Source organism: Halorussus caseinilyticus (assembly GCF_029338395.1).
In the GTDB taxonomy this organism is placed as follows: Archaea; Halobacteriota; Halobacteria; order Halobacteriales; family Haladaptataceae; genus Halorussus; species Halorussus caseinilyticus.
Genome location: NZ_CP119810.1, coordinates 265,254 through 287,279, shown reverse-complemented (window position 1 = coordinate 287,279; position 22,026 = coordinate 265,254). Strand labels below are relative to the sequence as shown.

Genomic DNA, 22,026 nt, shown 5'->3' with positions numbered 1-22,026 from the left:
CGTCGTCACGACGCACCCGTTTCCGAACACCGAGTAGCATCCACTGTCGGATTTTCGTATAGCAAAATAGAGTTTACCGCATCTCGAACGCCTCGGCCAGTTCCGACCGCATGAACTCCCGGCGAACTCGGCGAGCGCGCTCCTCGGAGAGGTAGTTCGAGAGGACGACGCGCGGGTCGTCGCTTCCCTGTTCGGCCGCGATGTCCTCGACGCCCTCCAAGACGCCTTCGAGAACGGAAGTGTAGGTGTCGTACCAGTACCGACGGCAGAGTTGCGGACTCGGGCGCTCGCCGTCGATTTTCTCGGGGAGACCCGCGCGCTCGGCCAACTCGCGGAACCACGACCAGACGGTTTCACGGGTCGCGTGGGGAGTTTCGCCTCGCCCGGAGGGGAAGAGGTAGCCGGACCAGTCGCCACCCGCGAGTCGGTCGGTTCGGGCGTCTAAGGCGTCGAGTCCGTAGACGAGGTTAACCTCGCCCGGTCCGTTCTTTCGCTCCGCGAAAGTGACGTAGGGTACCTCGTCGTCGCCCACGTCGCGGACGATTTGGGAGACGTGGAGGCTGGCGACTTCGTTCGCTCGGAGGCCCCACGCCGCCAGCGCGACCACCAGCAGGCGCTCGCGCGGGGACTCGGCCGCGCGAGCGAGGGCGCGGACGTGGCGCGCGGCGAGACTCGACGGGTTCGAGTCCTCGGTCTGCCACTTGAACTCGTCGTAGAGGCCCGTCGCGGGGTTGACCGCGGCGAGGCGGCGGCCGACGAGGTGCTGGTACCAGTCGTCCACGACGCCGCGGACGCGAATCTTCGTCCGGGCGCTGTAGGACTGTTCGTTCAGCCAGTCGAACGCGGCGTAACAGCGATTCACCGCCTCGTGGGTCGGCGTCGCGGAGTCGCTGGCGACAGGCGAGAGCAGGTCGTCAGCGTCGTTAGCTTCACGGTAGGCCTCGACGTAGCAGTTCAGTCGGCGGCGTTTAGCGTCGATTGACGACTGCTGGAGTGAGTGCCGGGTTCGCCGCCGGTCGAGGAACGTCTCCAGCGCCTCGCGGGTGTCGGGGTCGTCGGTGGCCCAGTCGTATCCCTCGTCGTCGCCGAGCGCGAGGTCCTCGCGCCAGAACTCGCCGAACGAACGGTCGTGGTGACGGCGAAGCGCCGCGAGGAACCCCCGCAGACCCTCGTCGCGGAACCACTGATGGGTCGGCCGGTGGGTCTCGGGGTCGCGGCCCTCCGCGTCGAGGCGCGGGGCGACGACTTCCCAGTAGAGGTCCCGGAAGTCGTCGAGCGAGCAGGTCGTCCAGCGAACGTCCGCGAACGGGTCTTCCTCCGCGGGACTCGGCGATTTGGTCACAGGTCTGTCCCTCCCGGCAGTGACGCTTGGGCGGTGAACGTCGAACGCTTCGGACTCCTCGACTTGAAGACCGGCATATTCGGGTCGTAGAGCTTTTCTCACTCTTTGCATATATTTTTGTGGAAATAACAGACTGGTGGAGTCTGTTAAGCCCACGAACTATCGGACGCGAAACGGCGTCAAGCTCGTAAATTATATCCTGCTATATCAAATTTTCCGTCGTGGTCGGCGTCGCTCCGAGGCGTTCGGCAATCTCTACCCACCTAAAAGCAATATGTGAAATCTTCTAAGAAACGAAAATCGTTCTTTCGACCCTACACTAACGTCTCCGGACGGTCGCCGAGGTAGTCGAACACCGCGCCGAGCGTGAACCCGTACGAGAAGTGCGCGCCGAGCGTCAACACGAGGTACAGCACCAGCGCCAGTCCGGTGTAGTCCGCGTAGAAGGCGGGCGCGAACCCGGTCCAGAGGACGAACCCGAACGGGATGCCCTTGACCGCGTACTTCTCGCCCGGCAGGTACGACCCGATGGACGCGAACAGGAGCGGCCACATCACCATCCCAGTCAGCAGGAACAGGACGTATCCGACCGCCGCGGGGTTCGACTCGAACAGGACGTTGAGTCCGGTGAGTTCGGCCAGCGTAGCGAACTCGTTGATGTCGAAGACGCCGAGAGACGCCGCGATGAGCAGTCCCACGGTCAGCGACCCGGTGCCGACGAGACCCCCGACGGCCCCGATGAGTCCGTCGGTGACGATACCCCACAGGTGGTCGAAGTCCGGTTCGGTCCCCTCGTTTACGTCGTCACGAAACTCGGGCGAGACTTCTGTTTCTTCCCCATCCATGACGACTGGTAACACTCAGCGAGGGAAAAGCGTTTCTCACGAAAGTTCGTGGGAAACCGATAAGTACGCGTAGAGTGTTATCAACTATCATGATTCCGTCGGTCGGAGCGATACTCCTCCCCGTCGGTGAGTTGCTCCCGGCGCAGTCCGGGATAGTACCGAAGGGAACCCGAGTGGAGGTGTTTCGACAGATATTCACGGTGTTTCTGGCGCTGGGGACGCTGGTGGGGGTCGTGGTCGTGGGTTACATGGTGTACAACGCCTACAAGTACCGCGACCGGGACGACCGGTCGGGCGACGACGAAGCGCCCAGACTCGGCGAACTCCCCACGGGCGGCGGCGGCGGCCGGAAACTGTTCCTCTCGTTCGGACTGAGTACCATCATCGTCGTCTCGCTCATCGTCTGGACCTACGGAACCCTGTTGTACGTCGAGGAGAACCCGCCCGGCGACGCCGAGGAGGACGTGCGAATCGAAGTCGTCGGCTTCCGGTTCGGGTGGGAGTTCGTCTATCCCAACGGCCACACGTCGAGTACCCTGCGCGTCCCCGAGGGCGAGACAGTCCACCTCAGCGTCACCTCCGACGACGTGTTTCACACCTTCGGAGTCCCGGAGTTGCGGGTGAAGACCGACGCGATTCCGGGCCAGCGGACCGACACGTGGTTCGTCGCCAACGAGACGGCCACCTACGAGGCCAGATGCTTCGAACTCTGCGGGGCGGGCCACTCATACATGACCGCGGACGTGGTGGTCGTGGAACCCGACGAGTACGAGTCGTGGTACGCCAACACCACGGGGTCGAACGAAACGGCGTCGAGCGCCACAAATAACTCCGCGCTCGCCGCGCCCGCGGGCGCGGCGAGCGCAGGCGTCGAAGCAGGCGTCGGCGCACGTAACGCAGGCGTTGGTGCAAGCGCCGGAGTCCGCGCGAGCGCACCAGCGGGTGCGCTCGCGCGGGGGTGAGCGCATGACCGACGGAGAAACCGACGCGCAAGCGGACGGCGGGTACGCCGAGACCACCCACGGGGCCGACCACCACCACGACCTGCCCGACCCCGGGAGCGTCAAGCGATGGCTGGTCACGACCAACCACAAGGACGTTGGCGTTCTCTACACCGTCACGGCGCTGTTCTTCCTCGTGTTCGGCGGCGTGCTGGCGCTGTTGATGCGCCTGCAACTCTGGACGCCCGGCGCGAACCTGCTCGAACCGCTCCAGTACAATCAGGCCGTCTCCGCCCACGGTCTCATCATGATTTTCTGGTTCCTCTCGCCGTTCGCGTTCGGGTTCGCCAACTACGTCGTCCCGCTTCAAATCGGCGCGAAGGATTTGGCGTTTCCCCGACTCAACGCGCTTTCGTACTGGCTGTATCTGTTCTCCGGAATCCTGCTCGGCGTCTCCTTCTTCCAAGGCGGCACCTTCGCGGGCGGGTGGACGATGTACGCGCCGCTGAACCTCCCGGTGTACACCCCGAACATCGGTGCGAGTACCGCGGTGCTGGCGCTGGTTATGTTCACCGCCTCCGTCACCATCGGGTCGGTCAACTTCCTGACAACGATGCACCGGATGCGCGCGGAGGGTCTGACCCTGCGCCGGATGCCGCTGTTTACGTGGACCATCCTGCTCACGACGTGGATGATGCTGTTCGCGTTCGCCGCCCTGCTCGCGGCGCTGATGATTCTCTCCGCGGACCGACTGCTCGGCACCCAGTACTTCGCGGCGACGGGTCACGCCGGGTCGCTCCTGTGGGCGCATCTGTTCTGGTTCTTCGGCCATCCGGAGGTGTACATCGTCTTCTTCCCGGCGCTGGGCGTGATGGCCGAGTGCTTCCAGACGTTCACTGGTCGGCGACTCGTCGGCCGCAAGTGGTTCATCGCGGCGATGGTGCTGGTGGCCCTCCAGAGCTTCCTCGTCTGGATGCACCACATGTTCCTGACGAGCATCAACCTCCAGATAAAGACGCTGTTCATGGCGACCACCATCGGCATCTCGCTTCCCTTCGACCTGATGGTGTTCGCGCTCATCTACACCACCGTCAAAGGCCGGGTGCGATTCACCACGCCGTTCCTGTTCTCCTTTGGCGCGCTGATACTGTTCATCCTCGGAGGCATCACCGGCGTCTTCCTCGGCGCAGTGGTGCTAGACTACGAGTTCCGGGGCACCTACTGGGTGGTCGCGCACTTCCACTACGTGATGGTCGGCGGCGTCACCGCGCTGGTCGGGGGTCTCTACTACTGGTACCCCAAGATGACCGGCAAGATGTACGACGAGTTCTTGGGGAAAGTCCACTTCGCGCTCTACTTCGTCGGGTTCAACCTGCTGTACTTCCCGATGTTCGTCGCGTGGGAGACCCCCAGACGGGACTTCGTGTACCCCGAGGCGTTCGTCGGGTGGCACCAACTCGCCACCGTCGGCGGGTTCGTGCTGGGCGCGTCGTTCCTCGTGATGTTCTACAACCTCGCGGTCAGCCTCTGGACCGGCGACGACGCCGACGACAACCCGTGGGAGTACTCGACCACCACCGAGTGGGCGATTCCCTCGCCGCCGCCCCTCGAAAACTTCCCCGGTCGGCCCTCGTTCACCAGCGGGACGCTGGAGTTCCGGCGGGGACCGGGCCGGGCCGCGGACGGCGGCGAACTCGAAGCAGACGGCGGCGCGGCGCTGGACGCCGACGCCCCCGAGGAATCCGAGAGTCACGCCAGCATCTGGCCGTTCGCCACCGGCGTCGCGTCGTTCGTCCTCCTACTCGGCCTGTCGGGGATGCAGGACGCGAGCTATCCCGCCGGTCTCGAAGGCGGGTTCTACGTTGCGGCGACGCTCGGGGGACTCGGCGGCGGACTCTGGACGCTGGTCCGGATGGCCAGCGAGGAGTTCCACGCGCTGACCGGGCCGTTCGGCGAGAGTTGGCCGTTCGAGGGCGTCGAGAACACCAAGCTCGGCGTCTGGATATTCCTCGCCAGCGACGTGGTGCTGTTCGGCGCGTTTATCGGCTCCTACGCCTTCATCCGAGTCGCGGAGGGATGGACCGACTGGCACCACCTGATTCCGGAGGCCCACGTCCCGCTTCCGGGACTGATAAACACCTACCTCCTGCTGACGAGCAGTTTCACCGTCGTCCTCGCACTGGTCGCCGCCGAGAAGGGGAGTCGGTGGGGACTTGTCGGGTCGCTGACGACGACGTTCGTCCTCGGTGTCGCGTTCCTCGTCAACAAGGCGCTCGAATGGCTCCACCTGTTTCACGTCCACACCGAGGCGTTCCCGCAGGGGTGGGACATCGGCACGAACGTCGCGTCCTCGACGTTCTACCTGACGACCGGACTGCACGGTCTGCACGTCGTCGCCGGTCTCGTCGTTACTTTGTATTTGATTGTGCGCGCGTGGAACGGCGCGTACCTCGACGACGACAGGCCCGTCGAGTACTTCGGGTTGTACTGGCACTTCGTGGACATCGTGTGGCTGTTCCTGTTCCCCCTGTTCTACATCCTGTAATCATGACCAGAATCAAACTCTACACCGCGATTTACGTCGTGTTGTTCGCGTTCGCAACCGCGCAGGTTCTCGTCGAGCAGTCGGGCGGCCTGCCCTACTGGAGAGCGTTCTGGGTCATCATCGCCCTGTCGTTCGTGAAGGCGCTTTTGGTGGCGTGGTACTACCAGCACCTCAAGTGGGAACCCCGGTCGGTGTCGTTCACGATGTTCGTCGGTCTGCTGGCGGCGCTGGCGCTCACGACTGCGGCGGCGTACTCGATACTGTAGTCGGCGTCGTCACCGGAGTCGCCCCTCGGTCAGTCGCCCGTCGCTCGCCCGCCGTCGGCCGCGAAGTCGGCGGCGTCCACCTCGCCAGCGAGATACCGCTCCCCGAGTTCCGTCACGCGGTAGACGGCCTCGCCCGTCACGCGCTCTAACAGTCCGAACTCCGTGAGTCGGGCGCACCGCTCGTCGGCGTAGTCGAGGTGGAGGCCGAGCCGATTCGCCACGAACGGAACGTAGTCCGGTTGCGTGCGGTGGAAGCCTTCGAGAATCTCTTCGTCCGCGCTCCGAATTCGACCTCGTTTGTGCGACATCTGGAATCTGCCGTACCCGTAGTGAGATAGGTTAACGTATAACAGTACCGGTCGGAACCCCCGAGGCGAGCGACGGCCGGTTCACCCCGAAGCCTGTACCATCGACACCGCCAGATACGTGAAGAAGAAGAAGGCGTACACCGCGACCAGTCCCGCGACCACCTTCAGATGGTAGACGAACAGGTCTTCGCGTTCGGCTTCCAGCGCCGCGTCGTAGGCCTCGCGCTGGTCGGCCGAGCAGTCCTCGGCGTGGGAGTCGCCGACGTGGAGCGCGCGCAGTCGCTCGGTCCGGAACGGGCGGCGACAGTGGGGGCACCGGGCGGGCGTCTCGGCGTCGGGGACGCGAACCTCGGAGTCAGAGACGACCATCACGTCGTCACCCCGCGAGAACGAGTTTGACTGCGACGGCCGCGACGAACAGCGACCCGAACAGCCACGCGCTCAGGAGTGCGGCCTGCGCGCTCCGGAGGCCCCGAAAGCGCGCGGAACTGTAGGTTCCCCACAGCAGGAACCCGACGAGGACGACGGCGAAAACCACCGCCAGTGCGACCCAACTCCCGACGGCGGACGCCACGGCGGGGTCGCTGACCAGTAACACCGCGCCGCCGCCCGCGACGAGGACCAACAGGAGGAAGCCAGCGACCCACGCGCCGACCGACTCGGACGCGCCGGTTTCGCCGGGTCGGGCGGGCGTCTCGGACGCCGACCGGTCGTAGTGTCGCCACTCCTCCATCCGAGCGACGGCCACCCAGACCGCGAGCAGTACCACCCCGGTCACGAGAGCGCTCGTCAGATAGGCCGTGCGAGCCATGTGAATCGGTCCGTACGGTATTGTTAGAGAGTATCACGCATAAGCGTTCACCCTGCGAGAGAGCGCACCCGCCAATCGCGTGACGCGTGCCAACGTAGCTCAATCAGTTTTAATAGATAACCGGTTATAGCAAGAGATACATCAGCCGCCCGGAACGACCGGGCGCGCGAGGTGACACCCATGAACTGCCTACCCACCCCGACCGACGCTTTCGGCACTTCGGCCGACAGCGTTAGGTCCGTCTCCGCGGCGTCGGGTCCCTCTGCCGGAGCGATTCCGGCTTGGGGCAAGCACGCCGGTCGGGTGGGTAATACGGGCGAGAGTGGGTATCGCCTCGAACGGACCACCCCGACCGCGTAAGGCGTTCGCGGACGCCGACGGGAGTTCACTCCCGTCGGCCGCGTGACGCCGGGTCGACTCGCTTCCTCTCGAACTCACGACTCGGAAGCGAGCGGCGTGCGTCGGGAGCGTGGTCCGTTCGGCCACGTCTTTCTCCGGCGCACCGACCCGGTAGCCGCGAGTCGCCTCCGCGAGTCGGTTCCCACCAACCAGACACATCTGCGCTCCCGATAGCGCCGCGTCTCGCGGCCGCGAGCGAACACTCGACGGGAGACACCGACCGCACCGGCCGCGACCGAACACACCCAACCACACCGACACGAATCACCATGACCGCACCCACCATCGACGCGACAGCAGACCTCGAAATCCAAGTTCCCCGCGGCGACGACGGCACGCTACAGGACGGCATCGTCACCGTCCTCGGCCGGAGCGCCGCGGTAGACCGCACGGAGGTCGTGGACATCTCGGGCGTCACACCGACGCTCAACGACCTCCGAGTGGACGCCTCGGTCCGCCTGCACGTCCACCTCGACGATTCGGTCGAGGACGAACGGGCGGCGGTCCGGGAGACCGTCGCCGACCAGTTCGGCGTCCGGGCCGTCACCGCCGTCGAGACCGACCAGTCGGCCTGAGTCCGGCCGGAATCGGCCGGACTCGGGCCTCGCGGCGGCAGAGGACGCCCAGACCGGTCGGCACGACTGCCGACGGACCCGGCGCGCACGACGCATCGAACACCGACCAACCCTGCCGAACTCACACCCATGCGATACACGCAGTACACGCCCGAACGACTCACCAGAACGACCCTGCGAGACGCCGCCACCCGACCGCTCGACGCCGCCGAGGGCTACGTCCCGACGGCGGCAGTCGCCCTCGCCGCCGCCGCGACGTTCGCGGCGGCGGCGACGGCCATCACCCTCTCGCTCGCTCTGGTCTTGACGACCCTGCACGCTCACCCCGCCGCTCTGCTCGCGGTCGGTGCGACGGCCGTCGTCGCGCCCGCCGCGCTCCCCCTGCTGGCGCTCTACTCGGCCCGCGCGGTCCTCCGGCGGTTCGACTGACGGGGCGAATCGACCCCGCCGACTACCGGACGCCGTTAGCCCGGTCTCGCCGGGCCGACCGATTTCGGTCGGCCCGGCTTGCCTCGTCCGGCCGCTAAGTTCGACTTGCGGGCCGATAGGCTCTTGTTACGCCGGGTAAGGCGCGCCATAACAATGGAATCGTGGTGCAGAGAGATACGTGGCATGGACCTGAAAGACATCACGCGCGGACTGCGAGGCGGCGACGAAACGCGCAAAGGCGACCAATCGCGGACGACGGCGGACGCTCGACCCGGCGCGGCCCAATCGTCCACGAGCGACCCCGCCGAGGCGACGACGAATCGAACCGACTCCGCGAGCGACGACGCCACCGACCCGGACCGGGACGACGAACACGTCTGCTCGTTCTGTCAGGCCGAGTTCGACGCCGACCGCGGCGTCTGTCCGGAGTGCGACGCCGAAATCGTCTTCCGGGGGACGCGATAGTCCCAACCCCCGTCTCCGGGGAAATACGGCGTTATACGGTTCGTAAGGCGGGACCTATCGCGCAACGTAAGCACACTTTTACACCGGATGGTGTCGTGGCAGGTGTCAATGAACCGTCGGCAGACTCGTCGGCAGTTTCTGGGAGCGAGCGTATCGGCCGGACTCGTGGGGATTGCGGGGTGCGCCGCACCGACTGGGGACCGCCGCCAGCGAAGTGGCTCCGCCGAGGGGAACGGAAACCCGGCCTCGACCACCCCGGACACGACCGAGAGGATGGCGCAGGCCAACGTCGAACCGGTGGACGTTCGCGGCGCGCTCTACGTCCCCGCGCGGGCGTGGAACACGTTCCAGATGTGGCACGGCTACGACGAGAAGGTCATAGAGCGTGACCTCGGGTACGCCGAGCAGATAAACATCAACGCCATCCGGACGTGGGTCAGTTACGAGCAGTGGTTAGAGAACCCGGAGAAACTGGAGCGGTCCATCGACCACTTCCTGACCGCGGCCGACGACAGGGGAATCGAAGTGCTGTTCGGCCTGTTCGAGAGCGTCGGCAAGGAACCCACCGAGAAGAACCTCCACGACACCGACCCGCTGACCGCGCCGCCGGTCCAGTCGCCGTCGAGTCCCGTGATTCAGAACCCCGACAAGTGGGACGAACCGCGGGAGTTCGTCAGGTGGTTCATGGACCGCTGGAAGGACGACGACCGACTGCTCGCCATCGAAGCGATGAACGAACCCGGATGGCTCCCGAAGATAAAGCAGTTCTCGAAGGGGATGTTCGAGACGCTGGCCGAGAACCGGGGGTCGGTCCCGCTGACCGTCGGTTCGACCAGTCTCGCCAACAACGCCGATTACGTCGATTGGGGGGCCGACGTACTCCAGTTTCACTACAACTTCCCGAGCAACCGCGACATCTACCACGACCTGCTCCCGGACGCCAAGCGACTCGGCGAGGACTTGGACATGCCGGTCTACCTGACCGAGTGGCAACGCATCGCCAACTACGGGTGGGGTAGCAACGAAACGGTAGAAGAGTGGCAACCCGACTACGCCTCCATCGCGCCGGTCATCCACCAGCACGGCGTCGGCAACTTCTTCTGGTCGCTGATGGTCAAACCGGCCTACGTCCGGTACATGCGCAAGCGCGGCATCATCAACGGCCTGTTCCACGAGGACGGCGCGGTGTGGAACGAGGCCGACGCGAAGGCAATCAAGGCGATGTCGGGCGACCCCGTGGTGGACCTCGAACAACGCCGCGAGTGGCCCGAGTGGGCGACGAAGGTCAAGCGCCACGCCTTCGGAAGTCAGTAGCGGGGACGCCCGGCGAGGGTCAGTAGAGCGCCCCGCCGAGGGGAACGTCCTCGTCGGGACCCACCAACACCGGGTGGCCCTCCTCGTCGGGGACGCCGACGGTCAGCACTTCGCTCTTCTCGCCCGCGATTCGGACCGACCCGAGATTCGTCGCGCAGAGAACCTGCCGACCCACCAACTCGCCGGGGTCGTAGTTGTACCCGGTCTGAGCGACCGACTGGACTTCCTCGTCGCCGAGGTCGATTCGCAGAATCGCCATCTCGGGCTTGTTCGTCTCGGGGAACGACTCGGCGTCCACGACTTCGCCGACGCAAAAGGTCGTCTCGAAGGGACTGTCGGACATGTCGCGGACCTACGCGGTCGGCGGACTTAAACGCCGAGTGCTACGTTCCGGTGGGTCGTGGCTCGTTTCTAAATAAAAATATCCGCGAAAACCGTCAGGGAAGCCGAATCAGTCGCGCTGGACCTCGATTGCGTTACCCGAGAAGTCGTTTTCCGTGAGCGTCACGTTCTCGCCCGCGGCCGAGACGCCGACGAGGTTGTCCGAGATGGTGCTGTTCTCGACCGTCGCGCCGGTCGCGTTCTCCAGTCGGACGCCGTAAGCGTTCGAGAACGTCTCTACGTTCCGGACCGTCGCCGACGACCCCTCGGTGACGAGGACGCCCGAGTGCCAGTCGGCCACCGAGACGTTCCGAATCGTGACGCCCTCAGCGCCCGCGACGGCGACGCCTTTGGTGTGGCTTACGCCCCGACCGTCCACAAGGTGGCCGCCGCCGTCGAAGGTCACGCCGTCGGCGGTGATTTCGATGCAGGCCTTCGAGATGGCGGTCTTGCCGCCGTTCTCGATGTCGCTGGTCAGGACGTAGGTACCGGAGTCGTCGATAGTCGTACACGAGTCGATTTCGGTCGGGGCGGCGTCCGTCGCCGCCGCGTCCGTCACCGCGCCGAACGGGGCCGCGGTTGCGAGTACCCCGCCGCCCGCGAGTCCGAACGCGACGACGAGAACGCCGAGCGTGCGAACGTCTCGAGGAGTCACGGTTCCGGCCACGACGGACGGGTAGTTATACCCACGGTGCGGTTCGACCGCCAAGGGCCGAAAACGAAACGGTAAGCGAGAGTTAACCGGCCGGTAGCGGCGGTGGGACGACCCCGCCCGAAGCGTGTCCGCGTCGGCGGTGACCGACGCCACCGGTCCAGAGCGACTCTGGCAGGGGCTACTCGTCCGCGAACGAGACCCGCCTCGGCCGGTCTCCGGCCGAGGCGCGTGCGCGTCGGCCGCGCCGCCCGCGTCGTCAGCGTCCGTCGGTTCTGCACTCCTCGCAGACAGCCACCTCAGCCGAAATCGGCCCGTCGTCAGGGGCGACTGGTAAGACCGTAATCGGAACGTACTCCCGGCAGTACGCACAGCGTTCGATGGCCGCGATTCCCGTGTCCATACCTGCCACCTCAAACCCCCACTACTCAAAGTTTACTCTGATTGTCAATGTATAGAAATAAATCTTGTGGCCATCTGTCGGAAAAACAAGGTCGTATTAGGCAGGAGTTAAACAGCGTTTGTAACAAAAGCCGTTTATTTACTACCCGCCTAAGACGGTCCGATGACCGACTCCGAGGACCGCGTGGGTGGCACCGAGAGCGACGGCCCGGAAACCGACTCGGCGGACGGCCCGGCCAACGACTGCCGGGAAAGCGGCGGCCCGACAGTCGCGGACTCGTCCGGCGACGACTCGCCGGGCGAGTCCGCTGACGACGGGACCAAGCGTCTGGACGTGGAGGCGTTCCACGACGCCATCGAGCAGTTCGGACGGCCCGTCGTCACCGCCGAGGAGGTGGCGCGCGCGCTCGACCGCTCGCAGTCCGGGACCGACGACGCCCTGTCGGGTCTCGCGGAGGGCGAGGGCGTCGAACGACTCGACGTGTCCAACGACCCCGTGGTGTGGTACCCGACCGACTGGGGGAAGTTGGCCGACCGCGAGCGCGTGGTCGTGTTTCCCAAGCGCCGCGAGTTGGTCGTGGACCAACCCACCCAGTTCACCCGCGCGCAACTCTCGCAGTTCGCCCACCTCGTAGACACCACCCGCGACGGCGGCTACATGTACGAGATTCGCCAAGAGGACGTGTGGGCCGCGCCGTTCGACGAGTTAGAGGACTTGCTCGGGACGGTCCGCGACGTGCTTCCCGAACGGTCGCCCCACCTCGAAGAGTGGATAGAGAGCCAGTGGAAGCGCGCCCGCCAGTTCGTCCTGACGACTCACGAGGACGGTTACGTCGTCCTCGAAGCCGCGAGCGAGGACCTGATGGGCAACGTCGCCCGCCAGCGGTTGGACGACGGCCAGTTGCGCGCGCCGCTCTCGGACACCGAGAGTTGGGTCGCTGAGGAATCGGTCGCCGAGGTCAAGCGCATCCTCTACGAGGCGGGCTATCCCGTCCGCGACGAGCGAGACTTGGAGACCGGCGAGGAGTTGGACGTGAGCCTCCACCTCGACCTGCGGGACTACCAGCGGGAGTGGGTCGCCGAGTTCGCCGAGACCAAATCGGGCGTCCTCGTCGGCCCGCCGGGGAGCGGGAAAACCGTCGCGGGGATGGGCGCGATAGAGGCGGTCGGCGGCGAGACCCTGATTCTGGTCCCGGGCCGGGAACTCGCCGTCCAGTGGCGCGAGGAACTGCTCGCCCACACCACGCTCGCGCCCGACCAAATCGGCGAGTACCACGGCGGGACGAAGGACGTGCGGCCGGTGACGATAGCGACCTACCAGACCGCCGGGATGGACCGACACCGGCAGTTGTTCGACCAGCGCGAGTGGGGGTTGATTATCTACGACGAATGCTTGAGTGGCGATACTATAATCGAAACTCGGTCCGGACGGACGACGTTCTCCGAATTAGATGAGAACTTTGGGTTCGACCAAGGTTGGAACCGAGACATAGACCTCTCAGTTCGGACGTACCTACCGGAAGATGGAAACTACGGTTGGACCGACGTACAGGGCGTATACAAGACCGAATCATCAGTTCGACGTATAGAGACGAACACAGGTCGTACACTCGAAGCAACTCCGAACCATACGCATCTCGTCTTCGACCCTAAAACGGGAGAAGTCAAGGAACGAAAACACATCGAGCAGGGAGATTTCCTCGTTCAGCCTCACAAACAGACCGAAACATCGGGTTCGACTTCTGATGCGGCTGATTTCACGAAACAGGAAGCCCGTGCCGAGTTAATGGGTTGGTTCATCGGTGACGGACACCTAAACGAGTACGGGGATGTGAAATTCGCGTTTGCCCGGCGCGCCGAGAGACAGGTGGAGATTCTTAAGAGCCTCTGTGAGCGTCTCGATACAGGGTATTCCGTTTTCGACAATTCTCGGGGCGATTTGAACCTCTGGGCACCGAAACTACAAGACGAACTGAACTGGACTGGAGCGAGCGGTGATAAAGCAAGCTCAGTTACGGTACCGAAGGAGAGCTACTGTTGGTCACAAGAGAAAATCGGTGCTCTTCTCCGAGGCCTCTTTGACGCTGAGGGGTCCGTCGATAAGAAAGGTCGTATTCAGTTCAATTCAGTGTCTGAGCGACTAGCGATGGACGTAACACTCCTGCTTCAAAAACTTGGAATCCTCTCTCGAACGTTCGAAATCGAACGGGATAACGAGGCACATAACGACATCTACCGAGTGACAATTCCCTCGTACTACGGAGACCGCTTTGAGGAGCAGATTGGCTTCCAATTACGTCATAAGGCCGAACGAGTCTGCGGCGGAGAATCACCAGCCACCGGACTTCCAGTCGGCCCGTATCTTCAGCAACTAAAAGAGGAAATAAATTTAACCAACGACCAGATTGCGGAGATGTGTGGCGTGGCAAGTGTCACTATTTCCGACGTGATAAACGGGAAGTACCGGCTCGGTCAGCGCCACATACATACCTTAGCCACGTCACTCCGAAGGTACGCAGACGAAGACATGGGCGCCCCGAAAGAAATCCGGGAGCGTCATAATATCACGTACTCGGAGCTAGCAGAAGTAGCGGATTCACCGCAAGCGACGGTGTACAAACGATTTCAACGTGAGGAGGAGGCGACGATTCAAACGACGGTGGACATCGCCAAACGACGACGAAATGTCGCTCGAAAGCACGCCGACCGTCTCGAAAAGCTACAAGGACTTACGTTCGTGGAAGTCACCGATGTAGAATCCATCGGTACGAAAACTGTCTACGACTTCGAGACGGAATCGCACACGTTCCTCGCCGATGGCTTCTTGACTCACAACTGCCACCACATACCAAGCCGGGTCTTCCGAAGGTCGGCGGAACTCCAGAGCAAGCACCGCCTCGGCCTGAGCGCGACCCCGGTACGGGAATCTGACGACGAAGAGGAAATCTTCACCCTCATCGGCCCGCCCATCGGCACCGACTGGGACGCCCTCTTCGAGGCCGGATACGTCCAAGAACCCGAGGTCCAGATTCGGTACGTCCCGTGGGACGACGAGACCTACCGCCACGAGTACGGGAGCGCCGACGGCCACGAGAAGCGCCAAATCGCCGCGAGCAACCCCGCGAAGGTCGAGGAAATCCGCCATCTCCGGACCGAACACCCCCACGCGAAGGCCCTGATTTTCGTTGAGTATCTCGACCAAGGCGAGGAGTTGGCCGAGGCGCTCAACGTCCCGTTCATCTCGGGCGAGATGCGCCACGCCCGCCGCCAGCACCTGCTACAGGAGTTCACGTCGGGCGAGCGCGACACCCTCGTCGTCTCGCGGGTCGGCGACGAGGGCATTGACCTGCCCGACGCCGAACTCGCAATCGTGGCCTCGGGACTGGGCGGGTCTCGGCGGCAGGGCGCACAGCGCGCGGGCCGGACGATGCGCCCGACCGGGAACGCCCGGATGTACGTCCTCGCCACGCGCGGGACGACCGAAGAGGACTTCGCCCGGCGGCGGATGCAACACCTCTCGGCGAAGGGCGTGCGCGTGACCGAGCAAAGCGCCGAGGCGGTAGAGGACCGCAGGCCGTAGCGGGAGTCGCGGGTCCGACTCCCGAACCGTCGTCGGACTCGCCGGTCGAAATCCGCGTTACGTCCGCGGAACCGGCCGAATAACGAGGGCGGTGGCACGCGAAGCGCGAGCGTGCGCCGAACGCTCGTCGCCCTCGCGGTACTGGGAACTCTGCTCACATCGGTCGGACCAGTCGCGTCGTCGCCGACCGAAGCGGTCGGCGACGACGCGGGCGAGGCCGGATTCGACTCGCGGACGAGCGCCGACTCTCGCGCGCCCGCGCCCATCGACTCCTGTACGACCATCCGCGAGTCGGGGCGCTACGCGCTGACGACCGACCTCCGGAACGTCTCGGCGGACCAGTGCATCCGGGTTCGGGCGAGCGACGTGGTACTGTCGGGCCGAGACCACCTCGTGGACGGCCGCGGTGCCTTCGGCACCGCGGGGGTGGCGGTCGGCGCGTGGGGAAGCGGCGTCTCGAACGTCACCGTCCGGAACCTCACGGTGGCCGACTGGGACGACGCCGTGCGCCTGACCGAAGCGGACCGCGGCGTCCTCGCGGACGTGACAGCGACTCGGAGCAGGGTCGGGGTCCGACTCTACGGCGCGAGCCGAAACCGACTTGCGGGCGTGCGCGCGACCGGCAACGCGGTCCACGGTCTCTCGCTCCTCGACGACAGCGACCGGAACGTCGCGGCGAACGTCACCGCCGCCGGGAACTCGCTGTTCGGCGTCCACCTCGGCGCGGACTCGTCGGGCAACGCGGTCCGGAACGTGACCGCGCGGGAAAACGAGTACGGCGTCGTCGCGGTTGGTGTGGACGGAAACAGCGTCGTCGGCGGGTCGGCCACCGGCAACCGCGTCGCGGGGGTCTGGCTCTCGGCCGCCGACGGTAACCGAATCGCGGACCTCCGACTCACGAATCGGTTCTACGGCGTCTTCCTCGCCGACGGCGCGTCGAACAACGCGCTCGCGGGCAACCGCGCGACCGACAACGCGGTCGGCGTCCGCCTCCGGAACGCCGACGGCAACCGCCTCCGGCGCAACGTCGCGTCGGGCAACCGGGACGGACTCCTGTTCGTAGAGAGCGACCGGAATCTGGTCGCGGGCAACCGGGTCGTGGACAACCGCCGCGGCGTCTCCCTGCTGGCGTCCGACGACAACCGCTTGCGGGCCAACGAGATACGGGGCAACCGGCGGGACTTCGTGGTCGCTCGCGGGAGCGCGAACAACAGCGTGTCGAGGTCGGAGAGGAAGATAGGAAAAGGATTGTTTAAGAAATGTTTCTATTTCTTTTAGAAATAATTATGCAGTCTTCATCAGAGATTAAAAGTTAGTCGTCCGACGGTTACGCCGCCGCTACACTCGGATAGCGTCCGCCAAGATACCCGGCAGAGAGTCCATAACAAAGGGAAATACCGGAATACGGACGATAAGTAGCGAGATGAACGTCGATAGAACCACGATTGCGAGCATCGCGCTGACGGTGCTGTTAGTCACGTCGGCGCTCCCGTCCGGTATCGCGGGAGTAGTCGGAACCGCACGCGCAGACCACGACGGGTCGCCGGTGTACACGATTACCCAACCCGGCACGTCGGTCTGCTACGAAGTGAACCCCTACACCGCCTCCCACCCGAAGATGGTGCCGGAGGTCGAACTCCGGGAAGTCGAACCATACGACGGGCCGGGCGAACCCGCCGACGTGTACGGCGACTTCGAGAATCCCGACTGGAACGGGTTCGAGTCCATCGAGTCCCAGATGGACTACCGCTACCGCAACGACACCGACCCCCGGCCCGGCGAGGAGAACGTCTCGATGCGGGGCCAGATACGCGAGTACGCGCCGTACCTCAACGACCAGTTTCGCTGGGAACCGTGGGAGTACGGCACCTACGGCAAGTACAACTGGTCGGCCGACGGCGAGAGCCACCTGTTCTTCTACGAGAACCCGAACGGCGAGGTCAGCCTCGTCGTCCGCCACGACCGACTCTACGAGGAGACCGCCATCTCGTCGCACAATCCCTACAACGGGATTCACGGGCCGGGCGACGGGTTCTTCGAACCGTCGCCCGGCGGGGGCACGGCCGACTGGACCTTCGAAAACCTGCCGTCGGGCGAGTGGGCGTACATCGACGACATGTACCCCCGCGAGAACATCGACGACGTGTACACCGACGGGTCCGGAACCCGGTACGGCCACCGGAACCTCGCGGAGAAGAGCGACGAGTTCGCTCCTCTCCGGGCGTTCGACGGTGGATACTTCGATATTCACTGGCAGTGGGGACCGGGCGGCACCGACGGCGGCGCGTACCGCGGGTTCCACAACCTCGCCGAGGGCGAGAGCGTCACCATCGACGCCGAGTTCACCGGCGACATCGAACGCTGGGCCGTGCGCAACAACGTCGGCCACGACGACATGGACGGCGAGATGCTCGACCTCCGGATGGGCGAACCGGTCGTCATCGAACGCGGCGCGAACTGCCTCGACGCTCGCGTCGAGGCGGACCCCGGAACCGTCGAGGCCGGACAGAGCGTGACGTTCACCGCCGACGACAGCGCCGAGGAGTACCGCTGGGACTTCGACGGCGACGGCGAGACCGACGACACGACCCCGCGAGCGCAGGTCTCCCACACCTACGAGAGCGCCGGGAACCAGCAGGCCGCCGTGACGATGGTCGCGGACGGCCAGACGGTGACGGCTTCCACAACAGTCGAAGTGAGGGCCGGAGAGCCACCGACCGCCGACTTCACCGTCGAGGACGACGCGGGCGACAGCGAGTACCACGTCGTCGGCGAGACCATCACCTTCGACGGGTCAGCGAGTTCCGACAACGTGGCGCTGGCCGATAGCTACGAGTGGCGTATCGACGGGACCCCCGAGACCGGCCAGCGCGTCTCCCGCGCGTTCGGTTCGCCGGGCACCTACGAGGTGACGCTGACGGTTGCCGACCGGTCGGGCAAGACCGCCAACGTCACGAAGACGGTCCGAATCGTCGCGGGCGACGACCCGACAGCGAGGGCCGCGGCGTCCCCCGCGGAAGTCGAGGCGGGCGCACCCATCACCCTGAACGGAAGCGCGAGCAGTGACGAACGCGGGAGCGTCGAGACCTACGAGTGGTCGGCCCCCGGTGGCGACGTGACCGACGCCGACCAGAACACCCCCGGCGCGAGCGTCACCTTCCCCTCGCCGGGCGAGTATCGAGTCAACCTGACCGTCACCGACAACAACGGCAACACCGGCACCGACGGGGTGGCCGTCACCGTCACGAACGCGAGCGACCCCGCCATCGAGAACTACACCGTCCCGAGCGAGGTGTCGGCGGGCGAGACCTTCGACGTGTCGGCGAACGCGACCGACAACAGCGACAGAGCGCTGACCTACGCGTGGACGTTCCGGCAGGGCGGGGACGCCGACCGGCGCGAGGGCGCGAACGCGACCTACGCCTTCGACGGAATCGGAGACGCCACGGTCCAACTCGTGGTCGAGGACGCCGCGGGACGAACCGCGGCGACCGAACGGATTCCGGTCGAAGTCACCGACGCGCCGAGCGCGCGACTCTCGGTGCCCAACCGGACCCGAACCGGGAAGACGGTGACGCTCGACGCGAGCAACTCGACCGACTCAATCGGCGAAATCGTCGAGTACCGCTGGGACTTCGACGGCAACGGAACGATTGACGCCACCACGACGGCGAACGCGACGGTGACCCACGAGTACGGGAGTTCCGGCACCTACGAACCCGTCGTGACCGTCGTGGACGACGACGGGAACGCCGACGAGGCGTCGGCCCGAATCGAAGTCGAGTCCGAGCGCAAGGCCGCGACCGGCGGCGGGGGCGGTGGCGGAGGCGGTTCGACCAGTCTCGGCCCGCCGCCGGTCGTCACCGAGACAGAACGGACCGGCCCGAACGCGTTCGCCATCGACGTGCGCAACGCCCGCGGCGACGAGGCGGTGAAGGCCGACCTCCCCGCCAGCGCCGTCGCCGACGAGACCGGAGTTCGGTTCCGAGCGATAGCGGTCGACCTCCGGAGCGACGACACCCACGTCGTCTTCGAGAGTTCTGCGAGCGCCGACCCGCCGGAGGGTGCCCCGGCGCTCGACTCGGCCGGTCGGACGCTGGCTTACCTCGACCTCGGCGCGAGCGCCCTCGACACCGGCGTCGAGAACGCGACGGTCGAGTTCGCGGTCCGGCGGTCCGCGCTCGGCGCGCTGACTTCCGGCGACGACGTGGCGGTCTACCGAAACGCCACCGAGTGGGAGCGACTCGACGCGAGGGTCGTGGAAGCGACCGACGACACTTACCGGATTGCGGCGACGACCGACGAACTCGGGACGCTCGCGGTCGGCGCGAACCGACCCCTCTCGGTCGCCGACACCCGACTGGAGCGCGAAGTCGTGGCGACCGGTGACGACGTGACCGCGAACGTGACGGTCGAAAACACGGGGACTGCGGCCCGGAGCGCCACGGTGAACCTCACGCTCGACGGGAGCGCGATTGCCTCGAAGACGGTCGAGGTGGCCGCTGGCGAGTCGGCCGACGTGACGCTCTCGGGGACGGCCCCCTCGCCCGGCGAGTACGAAGTCGCGGTCGAGGGCACCGCGGCCGGGACGCTCGCGGTGAAGGAGACGATTCCGGCGAACACGTCGGTCGTGGACGTGTCGCTGAACAGTTCGACCATCTCGGCTGGCGAAGCGGTCGAAATCACCGCGACGGTCGAGAACACCGGCGGCGAGGCGGGCGAGCGACCGGTCGCGCTGACCATGTTCGGCGACGAGTTGGCGACCAAGAACGTGACGGTTCCCGCAGGCGAGACGACCGAAGTCACCTTCGTCAGGCGGGTGAACGCCGCCGGAAACTACACGGTCGAGGTGGCGGACCGCACCGCGACCCTCGGCGTGACGAGCGAAGGCGACGGCGGCGGATTCGGCGACCCCGCGCCGAACGTCCCCGGATTCGGCGTCGGCGCGACGGTAGTCGCGCTTCTGGCGGCGGTGCTGGTGGCGCGGATGCGGGTCTGAGTCGCGTCTCTCCGCGCCCGAGGACTTTTCTCGGCACACACTGTTTTCGGTCGCACCGGCGTATCCGACGTGGAATGACCGGCGAGCGAACCGGCGACGGGAACCTCACGTGGATTACCGTCGTAGTTCTCCTCGGGTTCACGGCCGAGCAGGGGTCGGCGGTGACGGACGCCCTCCACGTACTTTTGCCCGTGAAATCCACCGAGCGCGACCAGAACCCTGATTTGCCGACGCCGCGACCCCACGGCCATGAAGCAGTCGTCCGCCGAGCGCGACTCCCCGCGGTCCCTCGACGTGTTGATTCTGCCAGCGTTCGCCGCCGAGGACTTCGCGTTGCCCGACGACGAGGACGCGCCGAGCGAACTCGACTACTGGGTGGACGCCTACGACTTCGAGCGCGAGGTCCGGGTCCCCGGCGCGAACGCGCCGGTCTACGTCACCGACCACGGCGTCGGCGTCACCCCGACCGGGATGGGGAAAGTCGAGGCCGCGACCACGCTCACGGCTCTGCTCGCCGCGCCCGAGTTGGACCTCTCGGACGCCTACTTCGTGACTGCCGGGGTCGCCGGGGCACCGCCGAACGTCGCCACGTTGGGGGCCGTCTTCCTCGCCGACGCGGTGGTCGATTGGGACCTCAAGCACCGCTGGAGCGACGGCGGAGGCCCGGGAGCAGACGAGACCCGGCCCATCGACCTGCTCAAGTACCGGCCCCGAGATTACGTCTACCGCTTGAACGACGACCTCGTGGAGTCGGCCCTGAACGTCGCCGAGGGCGTCGAACTCGCCGCAGACGAGGAAGCCTCGGCGTACTGCCAGCGGTACGACGAGGCGACCGCACGCTCGTCGCCGTTCGTCGGCGTCGGCGCGACGGTCTGCGGCGACGAGTTCTGGCACGGGCGGGCGCTGGCCGAACAGGTCGAATGGCTGGTCGAGCGGTACGACGCGGGCGTCTACGTCACCTCCGAGATGGAGGACTTCGGAACCGCGAGCGCGCTGGCGCGGTTCGGCGCGCTGGACCGCTATCTGAGCGTCCGCGGCGTGGTCAACTTCGACCGGCCAGCGCCCGGCGAGACGCCGCGCGAGAGCATGGACGACGGCGGTCTGGCGCTCGAACTCGGACTGGAGAACGCCTTTCGCGTGGCGTCCGGAATCGTGGACCACCTCGCAAGTCGGTCGGCATGAAAACGAGACGACTCACACCGACTCGTCGGACTCGCGGACGAGTCGCCGGACGTGACCGAGCGAGTAGGAGACGCCGAACTCGCGTTCGATGAACTCCCGGACGAGGTGGGGCGTCCACGACACCGCCTCGAAGCCGTAGGACTCCGGGGAGTCCGCGAGTGCGTCGAACAGCGCCTCGCGGTCGGTGTCGTCGAGTTCCGAGGGTCGGCCGGGCCGTTCGTCGTCTTGCACCGCGTCCGAGAGCGGTTTGTCGGCAATGCGGTCTAGCCAGTAGTAGAGCGTGGACTCGGGGACGCCGTATCGCTCCGAGAGTTCAGAGACCGACACGCCGTCCTTGTACGCGATGGCGACCATGAGTCGCTTCGTCGCCTTCGCGCTCTCGGCCGCGTCGAGGTGGTCCTGTAGTGCCGAGAGCGGTACGCCGTCGAGTTTGTCCATCAAAACGAATTTTCATATTTCTGGTTTTTAATTCTATCTATTTTTATTCAATACCCGAAAATACGATATTGTCGGAGCGTGGTCGCTATCCTCGACGACCCGGAATCTGCACTCTCGGTCCTACCGGTCGCCGCCGGTTTCCGGCGGCGACC

At 65.5% G+C, this 22,026-nt stretch carries 20 protein-coding genes; 11 read left to right on the top strand and 9 right to left on the bottom strand.

Translation table 11 applies throughout. The features are described from left to right. Positions 1-73: 73 nt before the first annotated feature. Together P2T60_RS18900 and P2T60_RS18895 are read right to left on the bottom strand one after the other, a co-directional pair. On the bottom strand, positions 74-1,342 hold the full coding sequence (locus P2T60_RS18900) for a tyrosine-type recombinase/integrase (RefSeq protein WP_276282313.1): 1,269 nt from the start codon (positions 1,340-1,342) through the stop codon (positions 74-76). 314 nt (positions 1,343-1,656) lie between these two features. Continuing rightward, positions 1,657-2,187, bottom strand: a complete 531-nt coding sequence (locus tag P2T60_RS18895; protein WP_276282312.1) for a DUF6789 family protein — start codon at positions 2,185-2,187, stop codon at positions 1,657-1,659. Positions 2,188-2,276: 89 nt separating this feature from the next. Here P2T60_RS18895 and coxB point away from each other — a divergent pair, with 89 nt between their 5' ends. The 3 genes from coxB to P2T60_RS18880 are packed head-to-tail and all read left to right on the top strand — an operon-like array spanning position 2,277 to position 5,939. Next, on the top strand, positions 2,277-3,149 hold the full coding sequence (gene coxB / locus P2T60_RS18890; protein ID WP_276282311.1) for a cytochrome c oxidase subunit II: 873 nt from the start codon (positions 2,277-2,279) through the stop codon (positions 3,147-3,149). 4 nt (positions 3,150-3,153) lie between these two features. Next, the gene (locus P2T60_RS18885) at positions 3,154-5,673 is read left to right on the top strand and encodes a cbb3-type cytochrome c oxidase subunit I (RefSeq protein ID WP_276282310.1); all 2,520 of its coding nucleotides are present in this window, start codon (positions 3,154-3,156) and stop codon (positions 5,671-5,673) included. A 2-nt stretch (positions 5,674-5,675) separates the two neighbouring features. Further along, a complete protein-coding gene (locus tag P2T60_RS18880) occupies positions 5,676-5,939 on the top strand; it encodes a cytochrome C oxidase subunit IV family protein (RefSeq protein ID WP_276282309.1) in 264 nt (87 codons plus the stop codon). 29 nt (positions 5,940-5,968) lie between these two features. Here the strand turns inward: P2T60_RS18880 and P2T60_RS18875 are convergent, their stop codons facing one another. The 3 genes from P2T60_RS18875 to P2T60_RS18865 form a co-directional block, all read right to left on the bottom strand. Beyond that, entirely contained in the window at positions 5,969-6,247 is a 279-nt protein-coding gene (locus P2T60_RS18875; RefSeq protein WP_276282308.1) for a dimerization domain-containing protein, read from the bottom strand. An 81-nt stretch (positions 6,248-6,328) separates the two neighbouring features. Beyond that, positions 6,329-6,616, bottom strand: a complete 288-nt coding sequence (locus tag P2T60_RS18870) for a DUF7410 domain-containing protein (protein WP_276282307.1) — start codon at positions 6,614-6,616, stop codon at positions 6,329-6,331. Positions 6,617-6,623: 7 nt separating this feature from the next. Next, positions 6,624-7,058, bottom strand: coding sequence for a hypothetical protein (locus tag P2T60_RS18865; protein WP_276282306.1), 435 nt, complete (start codon positions 7,056-7,058; stop codon positions 6,624-6,626). Between the two features lie 668 nt (positions 7,059-7,726). Here P2T60_RS18865 and P2T60_RS18860 point away from each other — a divergent pair. From P2T60_RS18860 to P2T60_RS18845, 4 genes are all read left to right on the top strand, one after another. Then, the gene (locus P2T60_RS18860) at positions 7,727-8,032 is read left to right on the top strand and encodes a hypothetical protein (RefSeq protein ID WP_276282305.1); all 306 of its coding nucleotides are present in this window, start codon (positions 7,727-7,729) and stop codon (positions 8,030-8,032) included. A 129-nt stretch (positions 8,033-8,161) separates the two neighbouring features. Next, positions 8,162-8,461 (top strand): hypothetical protein, encoded by a 300-nt coding sequence (locus P2T60_RS18855; protein WP_276282304.1) that lies wholly within the window; start codon positions 8,162-8,164, stop codon positions 8,459-8,461. Positions 8,462-8,644: 183 nt separating this feature from the next. Then, entirely contained in the window at positions 8,645-8,926 is a 282-nt protein-coding gene (locus P2T60_RS18850; RefSeq protein WP_276282303.1) for a hypothetical protein, read from the top strand. A 108-nt stretch (positions 8,927-9,034) separates the two neighbouring features. Next, positions 9,035-10,240 (top strand): glycoside hydrolase 5 family protein, encoded by a 1,206-nt coding sequence (locus P2T60_RS18845; protein WP_276282301.1) that lies wholly within the window; start codon positions 9,035-9,037, stop codon positions 10,238-10,240. A 19-nt stretch (positions 10,241-10,259) separates the two neighbouring features. Here P2T60_RS18845 and P2T60_RS18840 read toward each other — a convergent pair whose 3' ends face one another. The 3 genes from P2T60_RS18840 to P2T60_RS18830 all read right to left on the bottom strand — a co-directional run bounded on the left by P2T60_RS18840 (position 10,260) and on the right by P2T60_RS18830 (position 11,676). Next, on the bottom strand, positions 10,260-10,583 hold the full coding sequence (locus tag P2T60_RS18840) for a tRNA-binding protein (RefSeq protein WP_276282300.1): 324 nt from the start codon (positions 10,581-10,583) through the stop codon (positions 10,260-10,262). 108 nt (positions 10,584-10,691) lie between these two features. After that, on the bottom strand, positions 10,692-11,276 hold the full coding sequence (locus P2T60_RS18835; protein WP_276282299.1) for a right-handed parallel beta-helix repeat-containing protein: 585 nt from the start codon (positions 11,274-11,276) through the stop codon (positions 10,692-10,694). 256 nt (positions 11,277-11,532) lie between these two features. Next, the gene (locus P2T60_RS18830) at positions 11,533-11,676 is read right to left on the bottom strand and encodes a hypothetical protein (RefSeq protein WP_276282298.1); all 144 of its coding nucleotides are present in this window, start codon (positions 11,674-11,676) and stop codon (positions 11,533-11,535) included. Between the two features lie 162 nt (positions 11,677-11,838). Between P2T60_RS18830 and P2T60_RS18825 the strand changes: the two genes are divergently transcribed. The 4 genes from P2T60_RS18825 (at position 11,839) to P2T60_RS18810 (ending at position 21,436) form a co-directional block, all read left to right on the top strand. Then, positions 11,839-15,255: a DEAD/DEAH box helicase family protein gene (locus P2T60_RS18825; protein WP_276282297.1), complete on the top strand. Its 3,417-nt coding sequence runs from the start codon at positions 11,839-11,841 to the stop codon at positions 15,253-15,255. 111 nt (positions 15,256-15,366) lie between these two features. Then, positions 15,367-16,533, top strand: coding sequence for a right-handed parallel beta-helix repeat-containing protein (locus P2T60_RS18820; protein WP_276282296.1), 1,167 nt, complete (start codon positions 15,367-15,369; stop codon positions 16,531-16,533). Between the two features lie 145 nt (positions 16,534-16,678). Beyond that, on the top strand, positions 16,679-20,254 hold the full coding sequence (locus P2T60_RS18815; RefSeq protein ID WP_276282295.1) for a PKD domain-containing protein: 3,576 nt from the start codon (positions 16,679-16,681) through the stop codon (positions 20,252-20,254). Between the two features lie 249 nt (positions 20,255-20,503). Next, entirely contained in the window at positions 20,504-21,436 is a 933-nt protein-coding gene (locus P2T60_RS18810) for a phosphorylase family protein (protein WP_276282294.1), read from the top strand. Positions 21,437-21,448: 12 nt separating this feature from the next. Here P2T60_RS18810 and P2T60_RS18805 read toward each other — a convergent pair whose 3' ends face one another. Further along, positions 21,449-21,874, bottom strand: coding sequence for a helix-turn-helix domain-containing protein (locus tag P2T60_RS18805; protein WP_276282293.1), 426 nt, complete (start codon positions 21,872-21,874; stop codon positions 21,449-21,451). Between the last annotated feature and the right edge of the window lie 152 nt (positions 21,875-22,026).